At 54.1% G+C, this 17,209-nt stretch carries 19 protein-coding genes and 1 riboswitch; of the genes, 15 read left to right on the top strand and 4 right to left on the bottom strand.

Going from position 1 to position 17,209, the window contains the following annotated elements; translation table 11 throughout:
* Positions 1 to 326: 326 nt before the first annotated feature.
* The 4 genes from ACI48J_RS15860 (at position 327) to ACI48J_RS15845 (ending at position 3,778) form a co-directional block, all read left to right on the top strand.
* Positions 327 to 1,739: a class II fumarate hydratase gene (locus ACI48J_RS15860; protein WP_405079192.1), complete on the top strand. Its 1,413-nt coding sequence runs from the start codon at positions 327 to 329 to the stop codon at positions 1,737 to 1,739.
* A gap of 248 nt (positions 1,740 to 1,987) precedes the next feature.
* Entirely contained in the window at positions 1,988 to 2,434 is a 447-nt protein-coding gene (locus tag ACI48J_RS15855; RefSeq protein ID WP_405079190.1) for a vancomycin high temperature exclusion protein, read from the top strand.
* A gap of 265 nt (positions 2,435 to 2,699) precedes the next feature.
* A complete protein-coding gene (locus tag ACI48J_RS15850; protein WP_405079189.1) occupies positions 2,700 to 3,419 on the top strand; it encodes a hypothetical protein in 720 nt (239 codons plus the stop codon).
* Positions 3,420 to 3,604: 185 nt separating this feature from the next.
* On the top strand, positions 3,605 to 3,778 hold the full coding sequence (locus ACI48J_RS15845) for a hypothetical protein (protein ID WP_405079188.1): 174 nt from the start codon (positions 3,605 to 3,607) through the stop codon (positions 3,776 to 3,778).
* A 61-nt stretch (positions 3,779 to 3,839) separates the two neighbouring features.
* On the opposite strand, the gene ACI48J_RS15840 is transcribed toward ACI48J_RS15845, so the two are convergent.
* On the bottom strand, positions 3,840 to 5,717 hold the full coding sequence (locus ACI48J_RS15840; RefSeq protein WP_405079187.1) for an ABC transporter substrate-binding protein: 1,878 nt from the start codon (positions 5,715 to 5,717) through the stop codon (positions 3,840 to 3,842).
* Positions 5,718 to 5,824: 107 nt separating this feature from the next.
* On the opposite strand from ACI48J_RS15840, the gene ACI48J_RS15835 reads away from it, so the two are divergent.
* From ACI48J_RS15835 to ACI48J_RS15820, 4 genes are all read left to right on the top strand, one after another.
* Positions 5,825 to 6,577 carry a glucose 1-dehydrogenase gene (locus ACI48J_RS15835; RefSeq protein WP_326052904.1) on the top strand — a complete coding sequence of 251 codons (753 nt, stop codon included), beginning with the start codon at positions 5,825 to 5,827 and terminating at the stop codon, positions 6,575 to 6,577.
* Positions 6,578 to 6,665: 88 nt separating this feature from the next.
* Positions 6,666 to 6,947 carry a DUF1294 domain-containing protein gene (locus ACI48J_RS15830; protein WP_326052905.1) on the top strand — a complete coding sequence of 94 codons (282 nt, stop codon included), beginning with the start codon at positions 6,666 to 6,668 and terminating at the stop codon, positions 6,945 to 6,947.
* Positions 6,948 to 7,305: 358 nt separating this feature from the next.
* Positions 7,306 to 7,551 carry a hypothetical protein gene (locus ACI48J_RS15825; RefSeq protein ID WP_009672463.1) on the top strand — a complete coding sequence of 82 codons (246 nt, stop codon included), beginning with the start codon at positions 7,306 to 7,308 and terminating at the stop codon, positions 7,549 to 7,551.
* A 109-nt stretch (positions 7,552 to 7,660) separates the two neighbouring features.
* Positions 7,661 to 8,050: a hypothetical protein gene (locus tag ACI48J_RS15820; protein ID WP_405079186.1), complete on the top strand. Its 390-nt coding sequence runs from the start codon at positions 7,661 to 7,663 to the stop codon at positions 8,048 to 8,050.
* Between the two features lie 176 nt (positions 8,051 to 8,226).
* Here the strand turns inward: ACI48J_RS15820 and ACI48J_RS15815 are convergent, their stop codons facing one another.
* Together ACI48J_RS15815 and ACI48J_RS15810 are read right to left on the bottom strand one after the other, a co-directional pair.
* Complete coding sequence (locus ACI48J_RS15815) at positions 8,227 to 8,433, bottom strand: hypothetical protein (protein ID WP_405079185.1); 207 nt, start codon at positions 8,431 to 8,433, stop codon at positions 8,227 to 8,229.
* Positions 8,434 to 8,536: 103 nt separating this feature from the next.
* Complete coding sequence (locus tag ACI48J_RS15810; protein WP_326052908.1) at positions 8,537 to 9,592, bottom strand: aromatic acid exporter family protein; 1,056 nt, start codon at positions 9,590 to 9,592, stop codon at positions 8,537 to 8,539.
* Between the two features lie 211 nt (positions 9,593 to 9,803).
* On the opposite strand from ACI48J_RS15810, the gene ACI48J_RS15805 reads away from it, so the two are divergent.
* The 3 genes from ACI48J_RS15805 to ACI48J_RS15795 all read left to right on the top strand — a co-directional run bounded on the left by ACI48J_RS15805 (position 9,804) and on the right by ACI48J_RS15795 (position 13,446).
* Positions 9,804 to 10,523: a potassium transporter TrkA gene (locus tag ACI48J_RS15805; protein WP_405079183.1), complete on the top strand. Its 720-nt coding sequence runs from the start codon at positions 9,804 to 9,806 to the stop codon at positions 10,521 to 10,523.
* A gap of 69 nt (positions 10,524 to 10,592) precedes the next feature.
* Positions 10,593 to 12,941, top strand: a complete 2,349-nt coding sequence (locus ACI48J_RS15800; RefSeq protein WP_405079181.1) for a YcdB/YcdC domain-containing protein — start codon at positions 10,593 to 10,595, stop codon at positions 12,939 to 12,941.
* 313 nt (positions 12,942 to 13,254) lie between these two features.
* Complete coding sequence (locus ACI48J_RS15795) at positions 13,255 to 13,446, top strand: hypothetical protein (RefSeq protein WP_405079179.1); 192 nt, start codon at positions 13,255 to 13,257, stop codon at positions 13,444 to 13,446.
* On the opposite strand, the gene ACI48J_RS15790 is transcribed toward ACI48J_RS15795, so the two are convergent.
* Positions 13,443 to 14,513: an acyltransferase family protein gene (locus tag ACI48J_RS15790; RefSeq protein ID WP_405079177.1), complete on the bottom strand. Its 1,071-nt coding sequence runs from the start codon at positions 14,511 to 14,513 to the stop codon at positions 13,443 to 13,445. The two genes, ACI48J_RS15795 and ACI48J_RS15790, sit on opposite strands and share 4 nt — an antisense overlap.
* Positions 14,514 to 14,530: 17 nt before the next feature.
* Between ACI48J_RS15790 and ACI48J_RS15785 the strand changes: the two genes are divergently transcribed.
* The 4 genes from ACI48J_RS15785 (at position 14,531) to ACI48J_RS15770 (ending at position 17,145) form a co-directional block, all read left to right on the top strand.
* The gene (locus ACI48J_RS15785; protein ID WP_405079176.1) at positions 14,531 to 14,995 is read left to right on the top strand and encodes a hypothetical protein; all 465 of its coding nucleotides are present in this window, start codon (positions 14,531 to 14,533) and stop codon (positions 14,993 to 14,995) included.
* Positions 14,996 to 15,081: 86 nt separating this feature from the next.
* A complete protein-coding gene (locus ACI48J_RS15780) occupies positions 15,082 to 15,288 on the top strand; it encodes a hypothetical protein (RefSeq protein WP_405079175.1) in 207 nt (68 codons plus the stop codon).
* A gap of 59 nt (positions 15,289 to 15,347) precedes the next feature.
* On the top strand, positions 15,348 to 15,887 hold the full coding sequence (locus tag ACI48J_RS15775; protein WP_405079174.1) for a DoxX family protein: 540 nt from the start codon (positions 15,348 to 15,350) through the stop codon (positions 15,885 to 15,887).
* Positions 15,888 to 16,139: 252 nt separating this feature from the next.
* A riboswitch (cyclic di-AMP (ydaO/yuaA leader) is annotated at positions 16,140 to 16,273 on the top strand.
* A gap of 2 nt (positions 16,274 to 16,275) precedes the next feature.
* On the top strand, positions 16,276 to 17,145 hold the full coding sequence (locus tag ACI48J_RS15770; RefSeq protein WP_405079173.1) for a hypothetical protein: 870 nt from the start codon (positions 16,276 to 16,278) through the stop codon (positions 17,143 to 17,145).
* The last annotated feature ends 64 nt before the right edge of the window (positions 17,146 to 17,209 follow it).

The raw sequence follows: 17,209 nt of genomic DNA, 5'->3' as shown, positions 1-17,209 counted from the left end.
TACTCCTTCCCAAAGCCGATCGCACACCGGGCCTCCTGCGGCTTCTCTTTCAGTGTTTTGGCGGGTTTGCGGCAGGGAGACAGCCCGTGGAAAACGCCTTTTCATCCCGAGAGTGATTAGGGAAGTTTATCGACAGCGGCCGATCCTTTCCATATTGCGGGTATCAGCGTCAGCTAAAACGGGTATCTATGAAAGGAGGCTGTTACCGCAAATAGGTAAGGCACCCGGCAGAACTAAGAGTAAATAAGCGCGTGATTTACCGGAACTGTCCACACGCTCTTGTCACGAGAGACCGAACAAGATTGAACGGAAGGAAGGGTGAGATCATGACAGAACAACAACCATCTATGGAGAAAAATACGAAGCGGCGCACCGCCGGCGATTCTCTGGGTCAGGTTCAGCTCCCGGCCGATGTCTATTACGGAGCCCAGACTCAGCGCGCGGTGATAAATTTCCCGATCAGCGGATACCGGCTGCCGAGGGAGTTTATCAAAGCCCAGGGCATCATTAAAGCGTCGGCCGCTGCCGTACATAAAGAACTGGGCGAACTGGACGGCGATATCGCGGATGCCATCCTGGCGGCGGCGGACGAAGTGATCGAAGGGCGCTGGGACAGCCAGTTTGTCGTCGACGCTTTTCAAGCCGGGGCGGGAACGTCGCAGAACATGAACGCCAACGAGGTGATCGCCAATGTTGCGCTTGAGAAACTGGGACTGGAACGCGACCGCAAGGACACGATCCATCCGAACGATCATGTGAACAAAAGCCAGTCGACCAACGATACGATTCCGACGGCCATTTGCATTTCCGTGCACGAATCCGTGGAGCGGAAGCTCCTGCCCGCGCTGGATAAGCTGATCGGCGAGCTTGTAAACAAGTCGAAGGAGTTCCATTCGGTCGTAAAATCGGGCCGCACCCATTTGCAGGACGCGGTTCCGCTCCGCCTGGGGCAGGAGTTCGAAGGCTACGCGGCCACGATCGGCGGGATGCGAAAACAGCTGGAGCAGGCCGCGGACGGCCTCCTGGAGCTGGGCATCGGCGGCAATGCCGTAGGCACGGGAGTGAACACCCATCCCGAGTATGCCGCCAGAATGGTGGCGGAGATCGGCCGCCGTACGGGCACGCCTTACCGGCAGGCTCCGAGCCGGTTCTCCTTTATGCAGAATCCGTCTGCGGCTCTGCGCGTAAGCGGGCTTCTCCGGGATTTGGCTGTGCATCTGATCAAGCTGTCCAGCGATATCCGCCTGCTTAATTCCGGTCCGCAGACGGGCCTTGCCGAAATCCGGCTGCCTGCCGTGCAGCCCGGCTCTTCCATTATGCCGGGCAAGGTTAACCCGGTCCTGCCGGAGATGCTGTATATGGTCTGCTGCCAGGTGATCGGCAACGACACGGCCGTCCAGACGGCGATGATAGGCAGCCAGCTTGAAATCAACGTAATGATGCCGGTCATCGCCCACAATGTTTTGCAATCGGCGCACATTTTGAGCACCGCGGCGGAAGCGTTCTGCGAACGCTGTGTGAAAGGAATCGAAGCCGATGAGGAGCAGTGCCGCTATTGGATGGACCGCAGCTTGTCCCTGGTAACGATGCTGAATCCGGTTATCGGCTACGACAAAGCGGCCGAGATTGCGAAGGAGTCGCTGAAAACGCGGAAGCCGCTTCGTCAGCTTGTCGTCGAGAAGGGGATTCTAACCGAAGACGAGTGGGAGCGGATTGTCCAGAACAGTCTTTCCGATTAAAACGGAAGCCGCCCGCTTGGGAATTCAGGCAGGCTGGCCGAAGAAAAAGTCCAGGCTCCTGCAGGCAAGATACTGCACGAGCCGGGACTTTTTCTATGAAATAAGGCTTGGGAAATCGTTTGTGTTCCTCCTCTTTTTATTGTATAGCGAAAAAAGGAAAAATAAGGGTTGATACCCTCGGTATCCTCTTCATTTCTATAGAGTCGGATCGGAATTTAGGCAGGATTATGGTACGGGGAGAGCTGGGGATGAAACTGCGCTGGAGGGGGCTGGCATACGGTCTTGGAGCTGCTGCGATTGCAGGCGGGATTTGGTTGTTTGCCTCGGATTACGAAGTGAGAAAAGAAGGGGCGGCCCGTAAAATAAGCGCGGAACAGGCGCCTTCTGCCGAAGCGATTATCGTGCTTGGAGCAAAAGTCCACCCGGACGGGCGGCTTTCGGATATGTTAAAGGACCGGATGATCACGGCCGCGGAGCTGTATGAGAGCGGAAAGGCGGACAAAATCCTCGTGTCCGGCGATCATGGAACACTCGGCTATAACGAAGTTGGGGCGATGAAAAATTTCCTGCTCGAGCGGGGGATTGCGGAAGAGTGCATTTTTATGGATCATGCCGGTTTTAATACGTATGAGTCCATGTACCGTATACAGGTGGGGAAATATACATCTATTAACAGAACCATACTCTGTAAATGAACAATTTTTAATGAAACTTAATTTGCAATATACGTGGTTTAGTCTATATCATAATTCTGTTTTCTTCCTTATTCTTCTTTATTCGCCTCTATACATAATTTTCTTTAATTGTAGTTTAGCGTGTCTTATTATTTCGGTTGAAAAACTGGGCTTGATCACACACAACTATTTGTTGTAGTGCTTCGCCGCACTTAATTGGTAAATAATGAAACCTTTAACGTAAAACATCGTAAAATAATTATAATACCTCATTAGGGAGGAGTACATGAACACTTACTACGAAATCGTTAAGGAATACAAAAGAGGGTTTTCCACTAAAAAGTATGCCAAGAAGTATTTTTCATTTATGTTTCTCTTCAATTTGTCTATTTTAGCTGTTTTAGCGATCATATGCGCAGCATGGGCATATATGAGTGATAGCATTCCTGTATTTATTGGTTACGTTTTACTGATTGCTATGATATTGTGGCTATTTCTACGAAAATTAAGAAAAGTTGATGGATCAGTAATACAACTAATAAATAAATCAAAGCTTGAAAGGCTGTTATTCAAATATCAACTGTTACTTCAAAATGATCCCCAACTTAGTCGCCATCGTCTTACGCAACTTACAACAATGATGAATAGAGAATTGCCAAAGAAAAAGCTCAGTGTTCGTATCTTTAGCCCAATCCTATTTGTCTCTGCCATTGTGCTGAGATACCTAGCATCGCATAGTAAATTAATTTCCCCTTACCTTAAAGCTGAATTAATTGCACTTTTTGTTTTATTGCTTTTGTTTGTTGTCACAGCAATAGTACCTACATTTCAAATCATCTTGAATCGAGGTTACAACAAGGAAGTCGAATTCAGAGATCGTATAGATGAGTTATTGCTTACTTCCAGTTTGTCATTTCAACAGAGTAGTGAGCATATTTCACTAGTTGACCGTGACTTTAGTGGTGAAGGGAAAAAGGAAATCGGCAACCTAATGTATTTACGATAAATAACAAAAACCCTCGATATCTAGAGGTTTATTCTTTGAAAAGAAATGATTACATTGTATTATAAAAAAACTAAAAATATCAAATTAAAACTTTTTTAGTAATCGTGTGACAGGATACTTTGTTTCTATTTATATCGATAAATTGAAGGTTATAATGACGATGTATTAAATGGAAAAAGATTAATATGGCGAAATTCAAGGCCCGGGAAATGGCGGCGAGAAGCAAAGATTGCGCTTTGATCCGGTTCTTCAAACCGCAGCCGACTTACTTGGGGGAAGTGATTCCCATTACCGGCGACGGACGGGCGACCGAAGATTCCTGGCTGATCGAAGAGCCGGTGTGGCGGCCCAATGCCTGAGAATACGACCAGGCACAGATATCGGCACCTATAGAAAAAGCGCCTCTTGGGGGCGCTTTTTTTAGTGAATCGTCCTGAACATGGGGCTTGTGTCCGCCGAAGCTGTATGTCCGGCAAGCGGATCTTGAGGCTCGAACCAGATGTGACGGTAATCGATATGGCCGAAGGCGTTCAGTCTTAGCCCGCGTACGCTTTTGTGGTAAGTGGTCTGCATTCTCCGGTGATAGAGAAAATGGATCGCGCTGTCTTCCGTGAGAAGGGATTCCAGCTTATCGAAAAGGTCCAGCCGCTTGCGGGGATCGGGCTCGGCCAGCAGTTCGGCCACTCGCCGGCTCAGCTCCGCGCGCAGCGGGTCGTCGAACATGCGCCGGATCGATCCTTCCTCCTGCATGAACAACTCCAGCAAAGAGAGCGTCTCGCTTTCGTCCAATACGACTTCATACAGAACGAGATCGGCCTCATCCATGACATCGGGGGTGAGGAATTCATCCCGCTCATGGAGCATCACCTTGATGCGGAGTCCGGCTTTGAGGCAGCGGTTTACGATCCAGTCGATGTCTTCGTACGTTTTGTATGAATCTTTGCAGTGGAGGGTCAGTTCGGTTCCGGCGTAGGCGGAGGCGTACGGAACACCGGCGGCGGTTTCTTTCTCCTTCTCCTCCAGGTATGGGTTAGAGCCTAACTGCAGGCTTTTATCGGGCAAAAAGCTCGCGGCCGCAATGGCGCGGCTCTCTCCCAATTCTTCGACCATCGCGCAAGCTTGAATCACGGAACGCACGTACCGGCGGAGACCGGCGTCCTGCAAGGGGCCTTCCTTGCGGCGGTTGAACGAAAGAAGCGCACATCCCGAGGAAATGCATTCTACCGCCTGCCAGTCGTGCTGGGGCTTGGAGCCGGGCGTATAAGGGGCGCGCTGAACCATATTGCAGGCGTCCGTCATCACAACCAGTTCCGGTGAATCGCGGAGCAGAATGTGCTCGACGACATCCAGGAACGGGCGTCCCAGGTAGTAGCGTTCGTTGGCGTGCAGCAGATACCCGTAGCCGGGCCGGATCTCCAGCCGGAAAGGACCGGTACCGACGGGGCAGGCGAAGTAGACCGCGGGGTCCGCTTCGCAAAGTTCCCGGGGCAGAACCGCCGCAGCCGGCGAGGTCAGACAGTGCGGGAATAGCACGTGCGGTTTGTCCAGCACGAACTGGATGGCCATCCGGCTCAGAACGCGGATATGCCGGACGTCTTCAAGCATCCAGCGCTGGGGCGAGAACACCTCGGGACTCAGCAGCCTGCGGATGGAGTATGCGGCATCGGCCGCTTCCAGTTCCCGGCCGTGGTGAAAGAGCACGCCTTTGCGCAGGTAGAACGTCCAGATCGTGCACGTTTCATCGGATTCCCAGTGATGGGCGAGACTCGGCACGAAGTCGCCTGCGGCTCTGTCGTACCGGACGATGGTATCGAATAACTGCCGGCTTAAATGGACATCATTGGCAAAGAGCAGGGCGGCCGGGTCGAACGTCCGGTAAGTTTTGTTAATGGGCAGTCTCAGCACGTCGGCGTCCTGTTCCGTGTCTTTCGCCTTGTATCCGAAATAGCGGGAGACATGCTGGAGAAGCTGTTCTTTCATTAAAGGCGTATCCGCATACTGGTGTATCCATTCGAAAGCGTGCTGATACTGTTCTTTCTCGGCAAATTCGGCCGTTTGCTTCATCAGCATTTCTTCCAGGGTATAATGGAAGTGGAGCTCGGATTTGTTCCCACGGCCGCGGCCGGGCACCCAGGTGATCCAGCCGGCTTCGGACATTTTGCGGATCACGAGTTTGACGTTGCGCACCGTGCAGTGGAGCCGTTCGGCCAGCTCCTCCAGGGTGAGGGAGACGGGAAGCCCTTGCGGCACCGCGTCGTACGCTCGGCACAATTCGAGATAATGATGGGTAATCTGCATCCCGATCCCCCCTTTACATGAGAATTTTCTCCTGATTATACAAGAAGCGGGTAAGGAGCGAAAGCGAACAGTCTCAAAAATAAATCGATTCCGGGAGGGGTTCCTTTATGAAAATAGAGCCTGCTGGCAAAGCCGTTATTGTGACGGGAGCGGCCTCCGGCATCGGCCGCGTAATCGCGCGCCGCTATGCCGAGCGAGGAGCGGCCGTCGTCCTGGCGGATACGGACGAGGCCCGCGGAGAAGACAATGCGCGAACGATCCGCGAAGGAGGCGGGGAAGCGCTGTTCGTTCCGGCGGATATGAGCCGGCCCGGCGACATCGTTCGCCTCATCGAACAGGCAGCCGGGACGTACGGCCCGCTCGGCTGCCTGATCAACAACGCCGGCGTCTCCGAATGGAAGTCGCCGTACGATTTGACGGTGGAGGAGTGGGACCGCGTCCTCCACACGAATCTGCGCGGCACGTTCCTATGTGCGCGGGAAGCGGCGAAGCGGATGCGTGAAACCGGAGGCGGCAGCATCGTGAACATCGCATCCACGCGGGCGCTGATGTCGGAGCCGTCCTCGGAAGCGTACGCCGCTTCGAAGGGAGGGATCGCGGCGCTGACGCATGCGCTCGCGATATCGCTGGGACCGGACGGCATCCGCGTGAACTGCATCAGCCCCGGCTGGATCGAGACCGGGGACTACGGCGCGCTGAAGCCGTCCGATCATAAGCAGCACCCTTCGGGCCGCGTCGGCACACCCGACGATGTCGTCAGGGCTTGCTTTTATTTGACGGATCCCGCGAACGACTTCGTTACCGGAGAGAATCTTGTCATTGACGGAGGCATGACCCGCAAAATGATGTATGAAGAATAGAAAGACCGGAGCTTCTCGCTCCGGTCTTCGCTTTTTACCCAAATAATTGTAAACTAATAGAGAAGAAGACTTTATACTAAAAGAAGAGGTGTTTTTCATCAAGATTCTTGTCCTTTATCTTCTTGTCGTTAATCTTGTCGCATACGTCTGGATGGGGTCAGACAAACGCAAAGCGCGCAGCGGGGAGTGGCGCGTACCGGAGAAGCGGCTGTTCCTGACGGCTCTTATCGGAGGGGCCCCCGGTATATGGGCAGGTATGTACGCTTACAAGCACAAAACCAGACATTTCACGTTTAAATACGGAATTCCGCTTCTGCTGGTCGTCAATGTGATCGTCTTCTGGAAGCTGTTCCGTTATGTGGGGGAGTAAAGATTCATATCGGATAGAGACGGGTAAACGAAACTGGAACTCCTTGAAGAATAATGAAGAAAAACTCCAATTGATGTGGTAGAATAAAAAAATACATAGAAACTGTTTCAATCGGGATTACACGGGTACGATAACAGTCGTTAAGCCGGGATGCCTCCAGGGCCGTCCGGCGGAAGAGCAGGGAAGTAAGCCATCCGACTTGACTCCTTGAACCAAACACCCTATGATGGAAAGGCTGCCGTCCGCTGCTGCTCGCGGATGGCTTTATGCTGTGGACTTCAACCCCCGGCTCCCGGCGCAAATGCGCCCATGTTTCGCCGGAAACGCACATTCTTTTTAACGACCGGAGGAGATCGTGATGGACCATACATTTCTGATCGTCAAAGTGGCGGAACAGGAACAATTACATACGGTGATCCGAACCTTGAAACAACATATGCTGGCTCCTCTGCTGGCCTGGAAAACGCCCGGGAAGAGACACCGGTCTCATCTGATTCTGCGCGGCGATCTCGCCCGCTTGACGGAGGCCAAATTATTGCTGGGCGGGCTGATGTCGGCTCAAAGCATCGAGATGGATTTTCAGGTGCTGATGCTCGCATCGTAGCGTATTTTCCGAGCTACTCCCTTCCGGAATAACAGTCCCTAAGGTTGTCAGTCCATAACCGGTATGCTAAGGTGGACGTACATCCTTTTTGAAGGGGGCGCCAGACGGAATGAATCCCGATTTTATTTCCATCCAGATGACAGACGGCGAATTGAAATATTCCCATAAAAAAAGTGGCCTGGGACTTACGGTCACGACGAAAGAACTCATCGTCCAGAAACCCCACGTCAATTACTATATCCCTTTGCAGGCGATTCTCAGCATCGTGCCGTTCGAGGCCAAAGGACGCACGCTGACGCTGTCTTCCCGAAGCGGGGGCGGGAGCGAGCTGACTTCGATGTCAGCCGGTCTTCCGCATTACAAGCTCAGCGTCAGCGGCGTAAGGCTTCATAACCGAAGCGGCATCTTTACGATGGGCGCGGTGGAATTCATCGTTCCGCTGCGCGACGAACTGCTGCTCACCGTCTCGCGTTTGAGCGGTCTTCACGCCGTCGAGTAATCGCTTCAAGCGCAAGCGCGTACGAGCCGGAGCACCGGGAAAAGCACATACAAAACCCCCGCAGGAAAGCCTTACGGCCTTGAAACTGCGGGGGTTTTTGCATAGCCGGTCCCGGCGTTCGGAGCGTCCGTGCCTTGCCGGGCTAAGCCGCCGTACGCTCGTCTTAAGCGGAAGGTTCAGGCTCTGTCCGGCGCGGATTCGGGCCGGTAGCCGGGTTCCGCTTCCTCGCCCAAGCCATGGTCGTCATCGATGGTTCCGGCTTCGTAAGACTGGAGGAACTGCTCTCTGGTCAATTCCGTTCCTTGCGCGGAAGAAGCTTCCTCGGAATCAAGGGAGGAACTCGGGGCACCCACTGCGAAATTGGGATCGTGATTGTCGGTCATTGGGACCATCTCCTTTAAAAAGACCTCCGCAGAGAGGCCGTGATGGGATTTAGTATGTTCCGGGTCCGACCGGATTATAAAAAAAGAAAAAACAGGCGGGACATTAAAAAAACTTAAGTCCCGTCTGTTTTTCGTTTTCTTCCGCGCCTTTGAAAAATTGCTCGACCAATTTGTCCAGCCGCACGATCTGATGACCGTAGTCATAGATTCCCGAGGCGACCACAACGAGCCGGTGCAGGTCCCCGGTACTGCTGGAGGCGTCCGTAATGAGTCTCAGGAAAGCGTCGTTTTTGAGATCCATCGCTTCGAGCTTCTCGTAGGACTCGTTCTTGTATTTCTTCTCGAATTTCATAAGGACATACTCGTGGTATTGAGTAAGGGCTTCCAAATGCTCGTCGACGAACGCGTTCATGTTTGGAGTGCGCGAAGCTTGGAAATAATGCTCTTCGACCAGCTGTAAAATATCCACGCCCTTGCGCAGGGTGTGAAGCATCTGCTTGTAGACGACAAGGCGCTTGGACTGGCTGTATTTCAGCCGTTTGAGTTTTTTCTGCTCTTCTTCGAAGAGCTTGTATTTCTCCTCCAGGCGGAACAGCGCGCCCACGACACCGTCTTTCGTTTCCTGAAAAACGGATTCCTTCATTTCATTGGAGATGACCGTCCTCTGAAGAGGCGATATCTGACTGAAGACCCCGTGAACTTCTTCCATAAACCGTTTCTGCCAATTAGGCGGAAAAAAAAGCACGTTAATGACGAAGGCGGACCCGACTCCGAGCGAGGTGAGCAGGAACCGGTTAACGGCGAACCACCAGTGGCCGCCGGAAGCATCCATCACGGCGATAACCGTTACGAGGGTGAGGCCGATGTTCGCTTCCATTTTCATTTTAAGACAGATCATGATGGCCAGAATACAAACGATTCCGATCGCGATCGGGTGCTTGGGAAAAAACGTACCGGCCACGAGGGCGAGCGCGGCTCCCAGCGTGTTGGTTTGCAGCTGATCGAGAAAATAACGCCAGGAGCGGTAAATGGACGGCTGCAGGGCGAAAATCGCGGCAACCGCGGCAATTACCGGGGCGGTCGTATGCAAAAGCATACTTAAGTACAAAGCTAGAGTGACGGCCATGCCCGTCTTTAACATTCTGGCTCCGAACGTCACATGCAGTAACTCCCTTCAGATGGTTCGAGATGACGAACTCATTATCGCATTGCAGGTGCGGCCGAGTCAATCGGCCGGGAAATTCCCGGCGGGACGGGCTATGTAAGTGCCTTGGAAATTGTAAAAAATGCCCGATGAAAGGTAAATGCTGTTAGTTTCACATACCCGCAGGAACGGTTATTGAAAAGGTGTAGAGGCTGGGAGGCGTATCATGGAGCTACTGTTAATCGTCATCTATTTGGGGATCGTCCTGCTCGTTATCGAAATTTCGGCGGTATTGATGATGCTCACCGGGCTTGACAACGAAATTGCCCGTTTTCAAGTCACTTCCCTGTTGACAGGCACGGGCTTCACCACACAGGAATCCGAGCTTATTATCCGGCATCCGGTTCGCAGGCGAATCGGTATTTTTTTGATTTTATTCGGCGTGTTTTCTCTTGCCGTCATCATTACGCTGGTGTCCAACCTGCTCGAGAAGCGGTTCAGACTACCGGAGCTGCTGGCTATAACGGGCATTCTGGCTTTTCTGCTGGTTGTCTTAAAATTAAAACCGATGCAAAAACGGCTGAGCCAAAAACTTCATGCGCCTCTGGAGGAAAACGACGGCGTGGAGGAACTGCCGGTAAGCGAACTGCTGTATAATGACGAAGAAGACTGGATCATTGATATCCCCGTTATCGAAAATTCCGAGTTCAGGCATTGTTATATCGACGAACTGTGTACGGCCGATGAAGACATTAACCTGCTCTTTGTCCAACGCGGACAGTTAAGAATCCGGAGACGAAGCGAGAACTCCGATACCCGTATTGAAGCGGGCGATGTTCTGTACGTATACGGGAACAAAAAGCAGATCTCCGAAAAATTCAGCAAAGAATTGGAGCATCGGCACGAAAACCTGGTAGACGAAAATAAGGCGGTTTCTCTCTTATAACGAAACTATTCCTTCTCCCAAGCGTTAAATAATATGGAAAACTCTAACAGACGGGAAGAGGGATGTTTGATGAAGAACAAACGCGGGTCCCGCTTGCGCAAAGCGGGGATGCTTACGGTGGCCGGCTCTCTTGGAGCCGGTCTTCTGCTGCCCGGAAATACATATGCGGCGAGTGAATCCGCTCCAGTGCATAGGTTTCAGGAGAACGCGAAAATCGTGTCCGGAAGCGGTCCGGTCCAGCCGGCCGAATCCTCGGATAGCGTCATGCCGGAGAAAGAGGCAAAGATTACAAAGGAACAGGCGATCGGCAGGCTGAGGGAATTATTTCCCGACCTGACAAAAGCGGAAGTATCGTCGGCGAGTCTGGGTGAGTCGACGGATCGCTATCCCCCTGTTCCGAGGCTTGTATGGACCATATCCTGGGCCGTGACGAAGGGGAATTCCACTTCTTCCTTTAACAGTGTGGTGGATGCCCGGACAGGAGATGTTTGGTCGACTTCATTTCCCGGCGTCTGGCTTAAAGAGGAAGAAAGCTTTTATCCGCCGGCAGTTAATCAGGAGAAAGCTGCTCAAATTGCGCTGGAGCTCGTGAAAAAAGCGATTCCCTCCTTGCAAAACGATACGCTGGAGCCCTTTCTTTCCTACGGTTCGCAAAGCGCGCTTTTCGGTCCGGTTCTGTACGATTTTTCATTCAGACGTAAAGTGAACGGGCTGTTTGTCGATTTCGAAGGCATCAACGTTCAAGTGAGGGGGGACGGCCGGGTTACGGGGCTGCACGCCAGTTTCCACAAAAGCTCGTATCCTTCCCCGACTCCCAAAATAAGCGAGCGGGAAGCCGCCGCCAAATATAAGAAAGATTTTGCGGTCGACTTGCAATATGTGAAGCTTCAGAACGGATCGGGCCCAGCAGAATGGATACTCGGTTATGTGCGGAACCCGTTATTTTATACCCCTGTCGACGCTCAAACCGGAGAATATGTCTTTGAAGGGCTGTATGCCGCGTATGCTACTTCGGCCTATGCGGATGTCCCGAGAACAGGAACTTCTTTCAAAGCGCATACGGGAGAACCGTTAAGTGCGGAGCAAGCCGTGGAGCTCGTAAAAGCGACGGGTTACGTTCCGGAAGGAAGCAGCCTTGTCCAGAAGTCCGAGCAGGAAGGCTGGCGTACGCCGGGGCAGCTCGTCTGGAGTCTGAACTGGAAAGACGAGAACGGACACGATTACCATGCGATTGTCGACACCCGGACGGGTCAAATCCTGGAACTGAGCGAGAACGGGATTTATCCGCCCTGGAGCCAAAATCCCCAAGTGAAGCCGCGAAGCATTACGACAGAAGCCGCGGATGCGAGAGCACTCCAATTGTTCGACGAACTCGTTCCCCAGGCTTCTGAAAATTGGAAATTGGTGAAGAAGAACAGTGCGGTAAAGGACAACGTCTCCTCTAAGAAAAACGAACCGTTTACGTACCAGTTTCACCGGGTCTATAAGGGGATTCCCGTCCAGGATCAGCAGATTATCGTTAATTTGAACGGAGACGGAAGTCTCTATACCCTCCAGCTTCCATATGAGCAGGAAGCGATTGAGGAGGCTTTGAAAGCGGTAAAGCCTGCTGCCGTAACGAAGGAAGAGGCGGTGAAGGGGCTCCAGCCTGACGGCCGGGTGAGCTTGTCCTATACGATGAACGGAGCGTTTTATACGGGCGGCGGCGATAAGGAAAGAAAACTGCTGCTTGTCTACCGGCAAGGTTCTGAGGTAGAGTCGGCCTGGCAGGTGCTCGATGCCGCGTCCGGCAAGCTGCGTGATTTGAGGCCGATCCCGGCTGCCGCCAAGCCGGCCGAGGGGAAGGATATTTCGGGGCACTGGGCGCAGAAAGAGTTGGCGGAGCTCGTTCGTCTCCAAGTTCTCGTTCCCGATGCGGACGGTAATCTGAACCCGGATGCCGTTCTTACTTACGGGGACTGGCTGACGATGTTCACCCGCGGAATCAGACCGGATCCGTATTACGGTGAGAGCTACCGGAAGGGTGAGGCGCTTTATGCGGATGTCCAGCCGGGGAGCCCGCACTACAGGGCCGTCAGTTTGTTGACGGATATCAACCGGTTGCAGCCGGACCCGGACCGAAAACTCGGCGTGGATGAGCCTTTGACACGGGAGAAGCTGGCATCGGCGCTTGTGAACGAGCTGAGGTACGAGAAGCTGTCGTCCTTGCTGGATAAGCCGCTGGGCAAGCTTGCCGTCACAGATGAAGGCAGCGTCACAAACAAAGCCGACGTTTTTCTCGTCATGAAGCTGGGCCTGCTGCAGGATATCGGGGGTGAATTCCGTCCCAAGGACGCAGTGACGAGGGCGCAGGCGGCCATCGTTCTGATGAGGATGGCGGAGCTTCAGGGCAAAACGGATCAGGCGATATCTTATTAAGCGGCGGAAGAGCCTGGGGCCCACACGAAGCTGATCCACTTTGGCGAGATGAATGGCTTCAAAATGAGCGGTAAGGGCGTAACCTGGCGCAGAGAGTAAGAGTGCGGCTCAGTCGTGATAGTTAACGAAGTCCTGAAAAGTATTGGAAAAAACGTTGTACGCTGCGCGAACAATGCGGTGTAAGCGGGGCCCGTACAGTCCGGAAACGAGGTTAACATAACGGCATTGAATAAGCCCGGCCTGAATCATTCAGGCCGGGCTTATTGGGATGCGGATGTTGATGCCTCGCAGATGAGTCGCGCCGGTATAGTCCATGACCGGCTGGAAAGGAGTCGGCTCACAGCCTGACTCCGCGGCTGGCGTTCAAAGCACGGCTTCGGTAAGCGATGGCACCTTGACACGCCAGACGCACGGCGGACCTGCCGCCGCTTGGCGCCGCATCGCGCGCTGCAAGCTGCTGCGCCGCGGAGACTCCAAGCCGTCGGCGGACCCGCGCGGCGGCTAGTACGTGCTGCGCGCCCGGCCGGGCCGCCTCCGCTGCAGCCAGCGCAGGGCCCGGGCCGCGTCCGGCTCGATGCAGGGCCGCATGACCGCGGCGAACCGGCGGCTCGACAGCGCGGCCACGATCGCGGCTGCGGCCCCGCATCCCGCCGCAAGAGCCGCGGCAGCCCCCGCCGCTCCCGCGTCCATCAGCCGGGCGAGCAGCTGCAGGAGCCCGGCTGCGCCCAGCAGCTTGATGGCGGCGCCATGCAGCAGGAAGACATAGACCGTCCGTCCTCCGAGGACGGTCAAGCGGCTTTCCGCGCGCGGGAGCAGCAGCAGGAACGCGGCCGATGCGGCGGCCTGCGCCGCATAGCAGCCGAGGCGCAGCATCGTGCCCGCCGCGGCGGGGACGCCGAGCTGCGCGTAGCTGCCGCCGCCGGCGAGCCACTGCGCGGCGGTGTCTGCGCCCGCCGCGTGCCAGAACGCGGGGAGCGACAGCAGCAGCAGCGCCGCGGCGGCCCGGATCGCGCGGCGCTGCGGGGCCGTGCGCCGGCAGGGCTCCCGTTCTTCCCGCCAGTAGTATCCGGCGAGGAAGAACGGGAAGAACACGAGCGTGCGCGTCAAGCCGAGCCACGCGCCCGCTTCCGCCGGCAGGAAGCCGGCTGCCGCGCCGAGCAGGACGGCGGCGGCCACCGGATGCTTGAGCCGGGCGAACGGGATGAGCAGAAGCTTCCAGCCGAAATGCGCGGTCAGAAACCAGAGCATCCAATACGGAAGCCAGAACGAATACCGGATGCCGGGGCTGTGGAGCCAGAACAGATCCAGGACCGAGTACAGGGTCTGAAAGAAGAGATATTGCAGGGCGATCCGCAGCATCCCGGCTGCCGCCTCGGGTGTCTGCCAGTACTTTTTGGCGAAATAACCGGTTACCAGCACAAACACCGGCAGATGAAAAGTGAAGATGGCGGTCACGACAGCTTGCGCCGCCTCCGGCAGAGGGGGAAGGGTAAGCAGCAGGTTGACCAGAACAACCAGCAGAATCAGGAAAAAACGGACATTGGTAAAAAACACGGCAGTCGGGTTTCGCATAGGAGTCATCTCGCTTTGTGCAAATTTGGTTTTATTCCTATAGAAGAAACGCAAGCAGCCAAACCTGCCTGGATACGGCTGTTACGGAAATTTGGCTTTCTAAAGGAAGTATAGAACTTCTCGTTTTAAGGGATTGTGATATTATTCACATGACCTTATTAAGTAACGGCTTTCATTATGAAGAATGCTTGAACATGATTATAATCACTTATTTTGGGCTAAGTGTGATAAATATCACATACATCCCCCTTGGGGAGGACTATACTAAAGTCAGAAAGAGAGAACAACACACGAAAGAAGGTGAAGGAGCCATGAAAGAGACAGCTGACCCGCAAGTTCACCAAGGAAGATGCCCGCAGTGCGGTTCCGGTATCCTCGCTGCCAAAGAAACAGAGTCTCCCTGGGTTTGCGAAGACTGCCGGTTAAAGCCACTGGTATCCAGAGCTAAAGGCTCCGCCGGCTCATCCGATCTTCCTGAATGATTCGGGAAGAAAAGAAAGCTTTTTACGGCTAACAATGTGAAAATATTCACAATATAAAACGGGATAAACGAAAGGATGCGAGTATCATGACCGCCCTTCATCTTGTAAACGCAGCACCCGCACACTGTCAGGCATGCGGCGCCCGGCTTCAGACACACCCCGAGGGTTATAAGGATTTGTGCTTCGACTGTGTGCAGACCTGGCAAACCGCCAAGGCGCAAAAAGCAGGCGAAGCCGGACTGCCTCTTCCTCTGGAAGCGGAATGCGGCCTGATCGAGCAGTACTGGCTCTAAATACAGGAAACACACTCAACATCTAATACAGAATACGCAGCTTGAAAGGGGAAATTCATATGTTTAACTGGTTAAGAACGAACGTTTATGCGGCAGGTCTGATGCTGATCCTCCGCTTCTATCTCGGATACGCATGGATTACGGGAGGATGGCACAAGCTCACAGGCGGATTTGACGCCACGGGCTTCCTGAAAGGCGCGGTAGCAAAGCCGGTTGTCGATAAAGCGACCAATGAGCTGGTCTATCCGACCTTCACCGCATTCCTGGAAAACTTCGCACTGCCGAACGCCAAACTGTTTAACGTACTGATTCCGCTCGGAGAGTTTCTGGTAGGACTGGGCCTTGTCCTCGGGGCACTGACAACGGCGGCAGCATTCTTCGGGGTTCTGATGAACTTCATGTTCCTTTTCGCAGGCACCGTAAGCACTAACCCTTGGATGATTCTGCTCGGTGTCATCGTCATCGCCGCCGGAGCCAACGCCGGCAAGTTCGGAGCCGACTATTACATCCTTCCTTACCTCCGCAAGCTCCTTCGCCATCGCGGGGATCACGGCGCAAATCCTACCCTCGGAGGAGGCAAGACACGCGCCCATATCTGATCGGACTATAAAACGTTCTTCAAAAAAGCCCCGGGTATCCGGGGCTTTTTTTGTTAAACGGAGAAAGAATGAGCTTGGATCAGTTTGAAGAAGCAACACTCAAATGAATAGGGTTACATGGCATAGAATGGCAGCGAGCTGTCCTCCCGGATTGTTTACAGGCCCGATTCGCGGGGGTAACATACTCTCATGGTCCGTCAGATCAGGCTTCGGCCACCTTGTCCGGACGCCGCCGGCGGCCATACCATCATCTTCATCTGCGCGCTTAATTCTCGCAAGAGAAGCGGGGGACCCAACGAACTGGGGTGAATCGGAATGTTTATTCCGTAGGGGCCTCTCAAATCCGAACCCGGCAGCTAACCTCGCAAGCGTCATTGGGAGAAAAGGAGTGGAAAAGGAAGAAATGGACCGACGAATTATCCGGATTGAATTGTTTGAATTCGATGTGCCCTGCTGTTACCATCACGCCAAAGGAAAGCTCGAGAACTGCAGGTACGGGGTGCTCAAACTTACGGACGAGGGCGGAGAGACAGGCTGGGGAGAATGTTTGATGTCTGTGAGCGAGAAGTATTTCGATCTTGTAAATTGGGCCCGGTTTCTGTACCGCCTTCAAAAAAGCACGTTGGCGCAAGCGCTCGACACTGTCCGTTTGTACCGCGTTCTCTGGGGGAATGTGAGAGCGGATCTGGTGGAAATGGCCTTGTACGATCTGAAAGCCCGCTCGCAGCGCAAACCGTTCGTGGACGTTCTCGGAAGCTTCAGCGGCTTCAGCAGCTTTTTCGGAAGCGCCGGACGTTCCGGAAACGGCTCCTTCCGCCTGGAAACGGCTGCTGCCCGGAGTGACGGCGGCTCGTGGCCGGACACGGGAGCGCGCGGTTCTTCTCGCGTCAGGCAGACTGCGGGCTTCGGCCACGCTGTGGCGGACCGCGAGTTTCCGGTAAGCGGGCGCTTCCACGCCGAGCGGGAACTGCACCCCGGCTGCTGCGGCTCTCTGCTGGATGATTTGCGCAACGCGTGCATGCTCCGGCAGGAAGGAATGGCGCTGGCGATGCATAAAGATTATTTGATCGGTCCGGCCTGCTGCTTATGGGAGCATACCGCTGAAGTGTTGGGAGCGAACTGGCTGGAAGAGGGCAGCGACCCCGAACCGGCGCGCCTTGCCCCGCTGCAGGCTTGCGAGCGGATAGCCGGCACCGGATTTCAGCTGGATCAGCAGGTGCTTTTTGAAGAATCCCGGGCTTATTTTGTCGTTTTATAGGACGGAACGTTTGCTTTTGGGGGGGAGTTCGCCTACAATAATACCAGAATTCCCCTGAAAGGAG

The organism is Paenibacillus chitinolyticus (genome assembly GCF_045038035.1).
Classification (GTDB): Bacteria; Bacillota; Bacilli; order Paenibacillales; family NBRC-103111; genus Paenibacillus_F; species Paenibacillus_F chitinolyticus_A.
The sequence above is the reverse complement of the archived record's forward strand: the minus strand, read 5'-3'. Positions and strand labels throughout refer to the sequence as shown.

Coding starts and splice junctions, on each gene's coding strand:
- ACI48J_RS15775 (WP_405079174.1), top strand. CDS start 15,348: ATGTTTAACTGGTTAAGAACGAACGTTTATGCGGCAGGTCTGATGCTG.
- ACI48J_RS15850 (WP_405079189.1), top strand. CDS start 2,700: ATGAACACTTACTACGAAATCGTTAAGGAATACAAAAGAGGGTTTTCC.
- ACI48J_RS15805 (WP_405079183.1), top strand. CDS start 9,804: ATGGAGCTACTGTTAATCGTCATCTATTTGGGGATCGTCCTGCTCGTT.
- ACI48J_RS15790 (WP_405079177.1), bottom strand. CDS start 14,513: ATGCGAAACCCGACTGCCGTGTTTTTTACCAATGTCCGTTTTTTCCTG.
- ACI48J_RS15795 (WP_405079179.1), top strand. CDS start 13,255: ATGACCGGCTGGAAAGGAGTCGGCTCACAGCCTGACTCCGCGGCTGGC.
- ACI48J_RS15835 (WP_326052904.1), top strand. CDS start 5,825: ATGAAAATAGAGCCTGCTGGCAAAGCCGTTATTGTGACGGGAGCGGCC.
- ACI48J_RS15840 (WP_405079187.1), bottom strand. CDS start 5,717: ATGCAGATTACCCATCATTATCTCGAATTGTGCCGAGCGTACGACGCG.
- ACI48J_RS15815 (WP_405079185.1), bottom strand. CDS start 8,433: ATGACCGACAATCACGATCCCAATTTCGCAGTGGGTGCCCCGAGTTCC.
- ACI48J_RS15845 (WP_405079188.1), top strand. CDS start 3,605: ATGGCGAAATTCAAGGCCCGGGAAATGGCGGCGAGAAGCAAAGATTGC.
- ACI48J_RS15780 (WP_405079175.1), top strand. CDS start 15,082: ATGACCGCCCTTCATCTTGTAAACGCAGCACCCGCACACTGTCAGGCA.
- ACI48J_RS15825 (WP_009672463.1), top strand. CDS start 7,306: ATGGACCATACATTTCTGATCGTCAAAGTGGCGGAACAGGAACAATTA.
- ACI48J_RS15855 (WP_405079190.1), top strand. CDS start 1,988: ATGAAACTGCGCTGGAGGGGGCTGGCATACGGTCTTGGAGCTGCTGCG.
- ACI48J_RS15820 (WP_405079186.1), top strand. CDS start 7,661: ATGAATCCCGATTTTATTTCCATCCAGATGACAGACGGCGAATTGAAA.
- ACI48J_RS15800 (WP_405079181.1), top strand. CDS start 10,593: ATGAAGAACAAACGCGGGTCCCGCTTGCGCAAAGCGGGGATGCTTACG.
- ACI48J_RS15860 (WP_405079192.1), top strand. CDS start 327: ATGACAGAACAACAACCATCTATGGAGAAAAATACGAAGCGGCGCACC.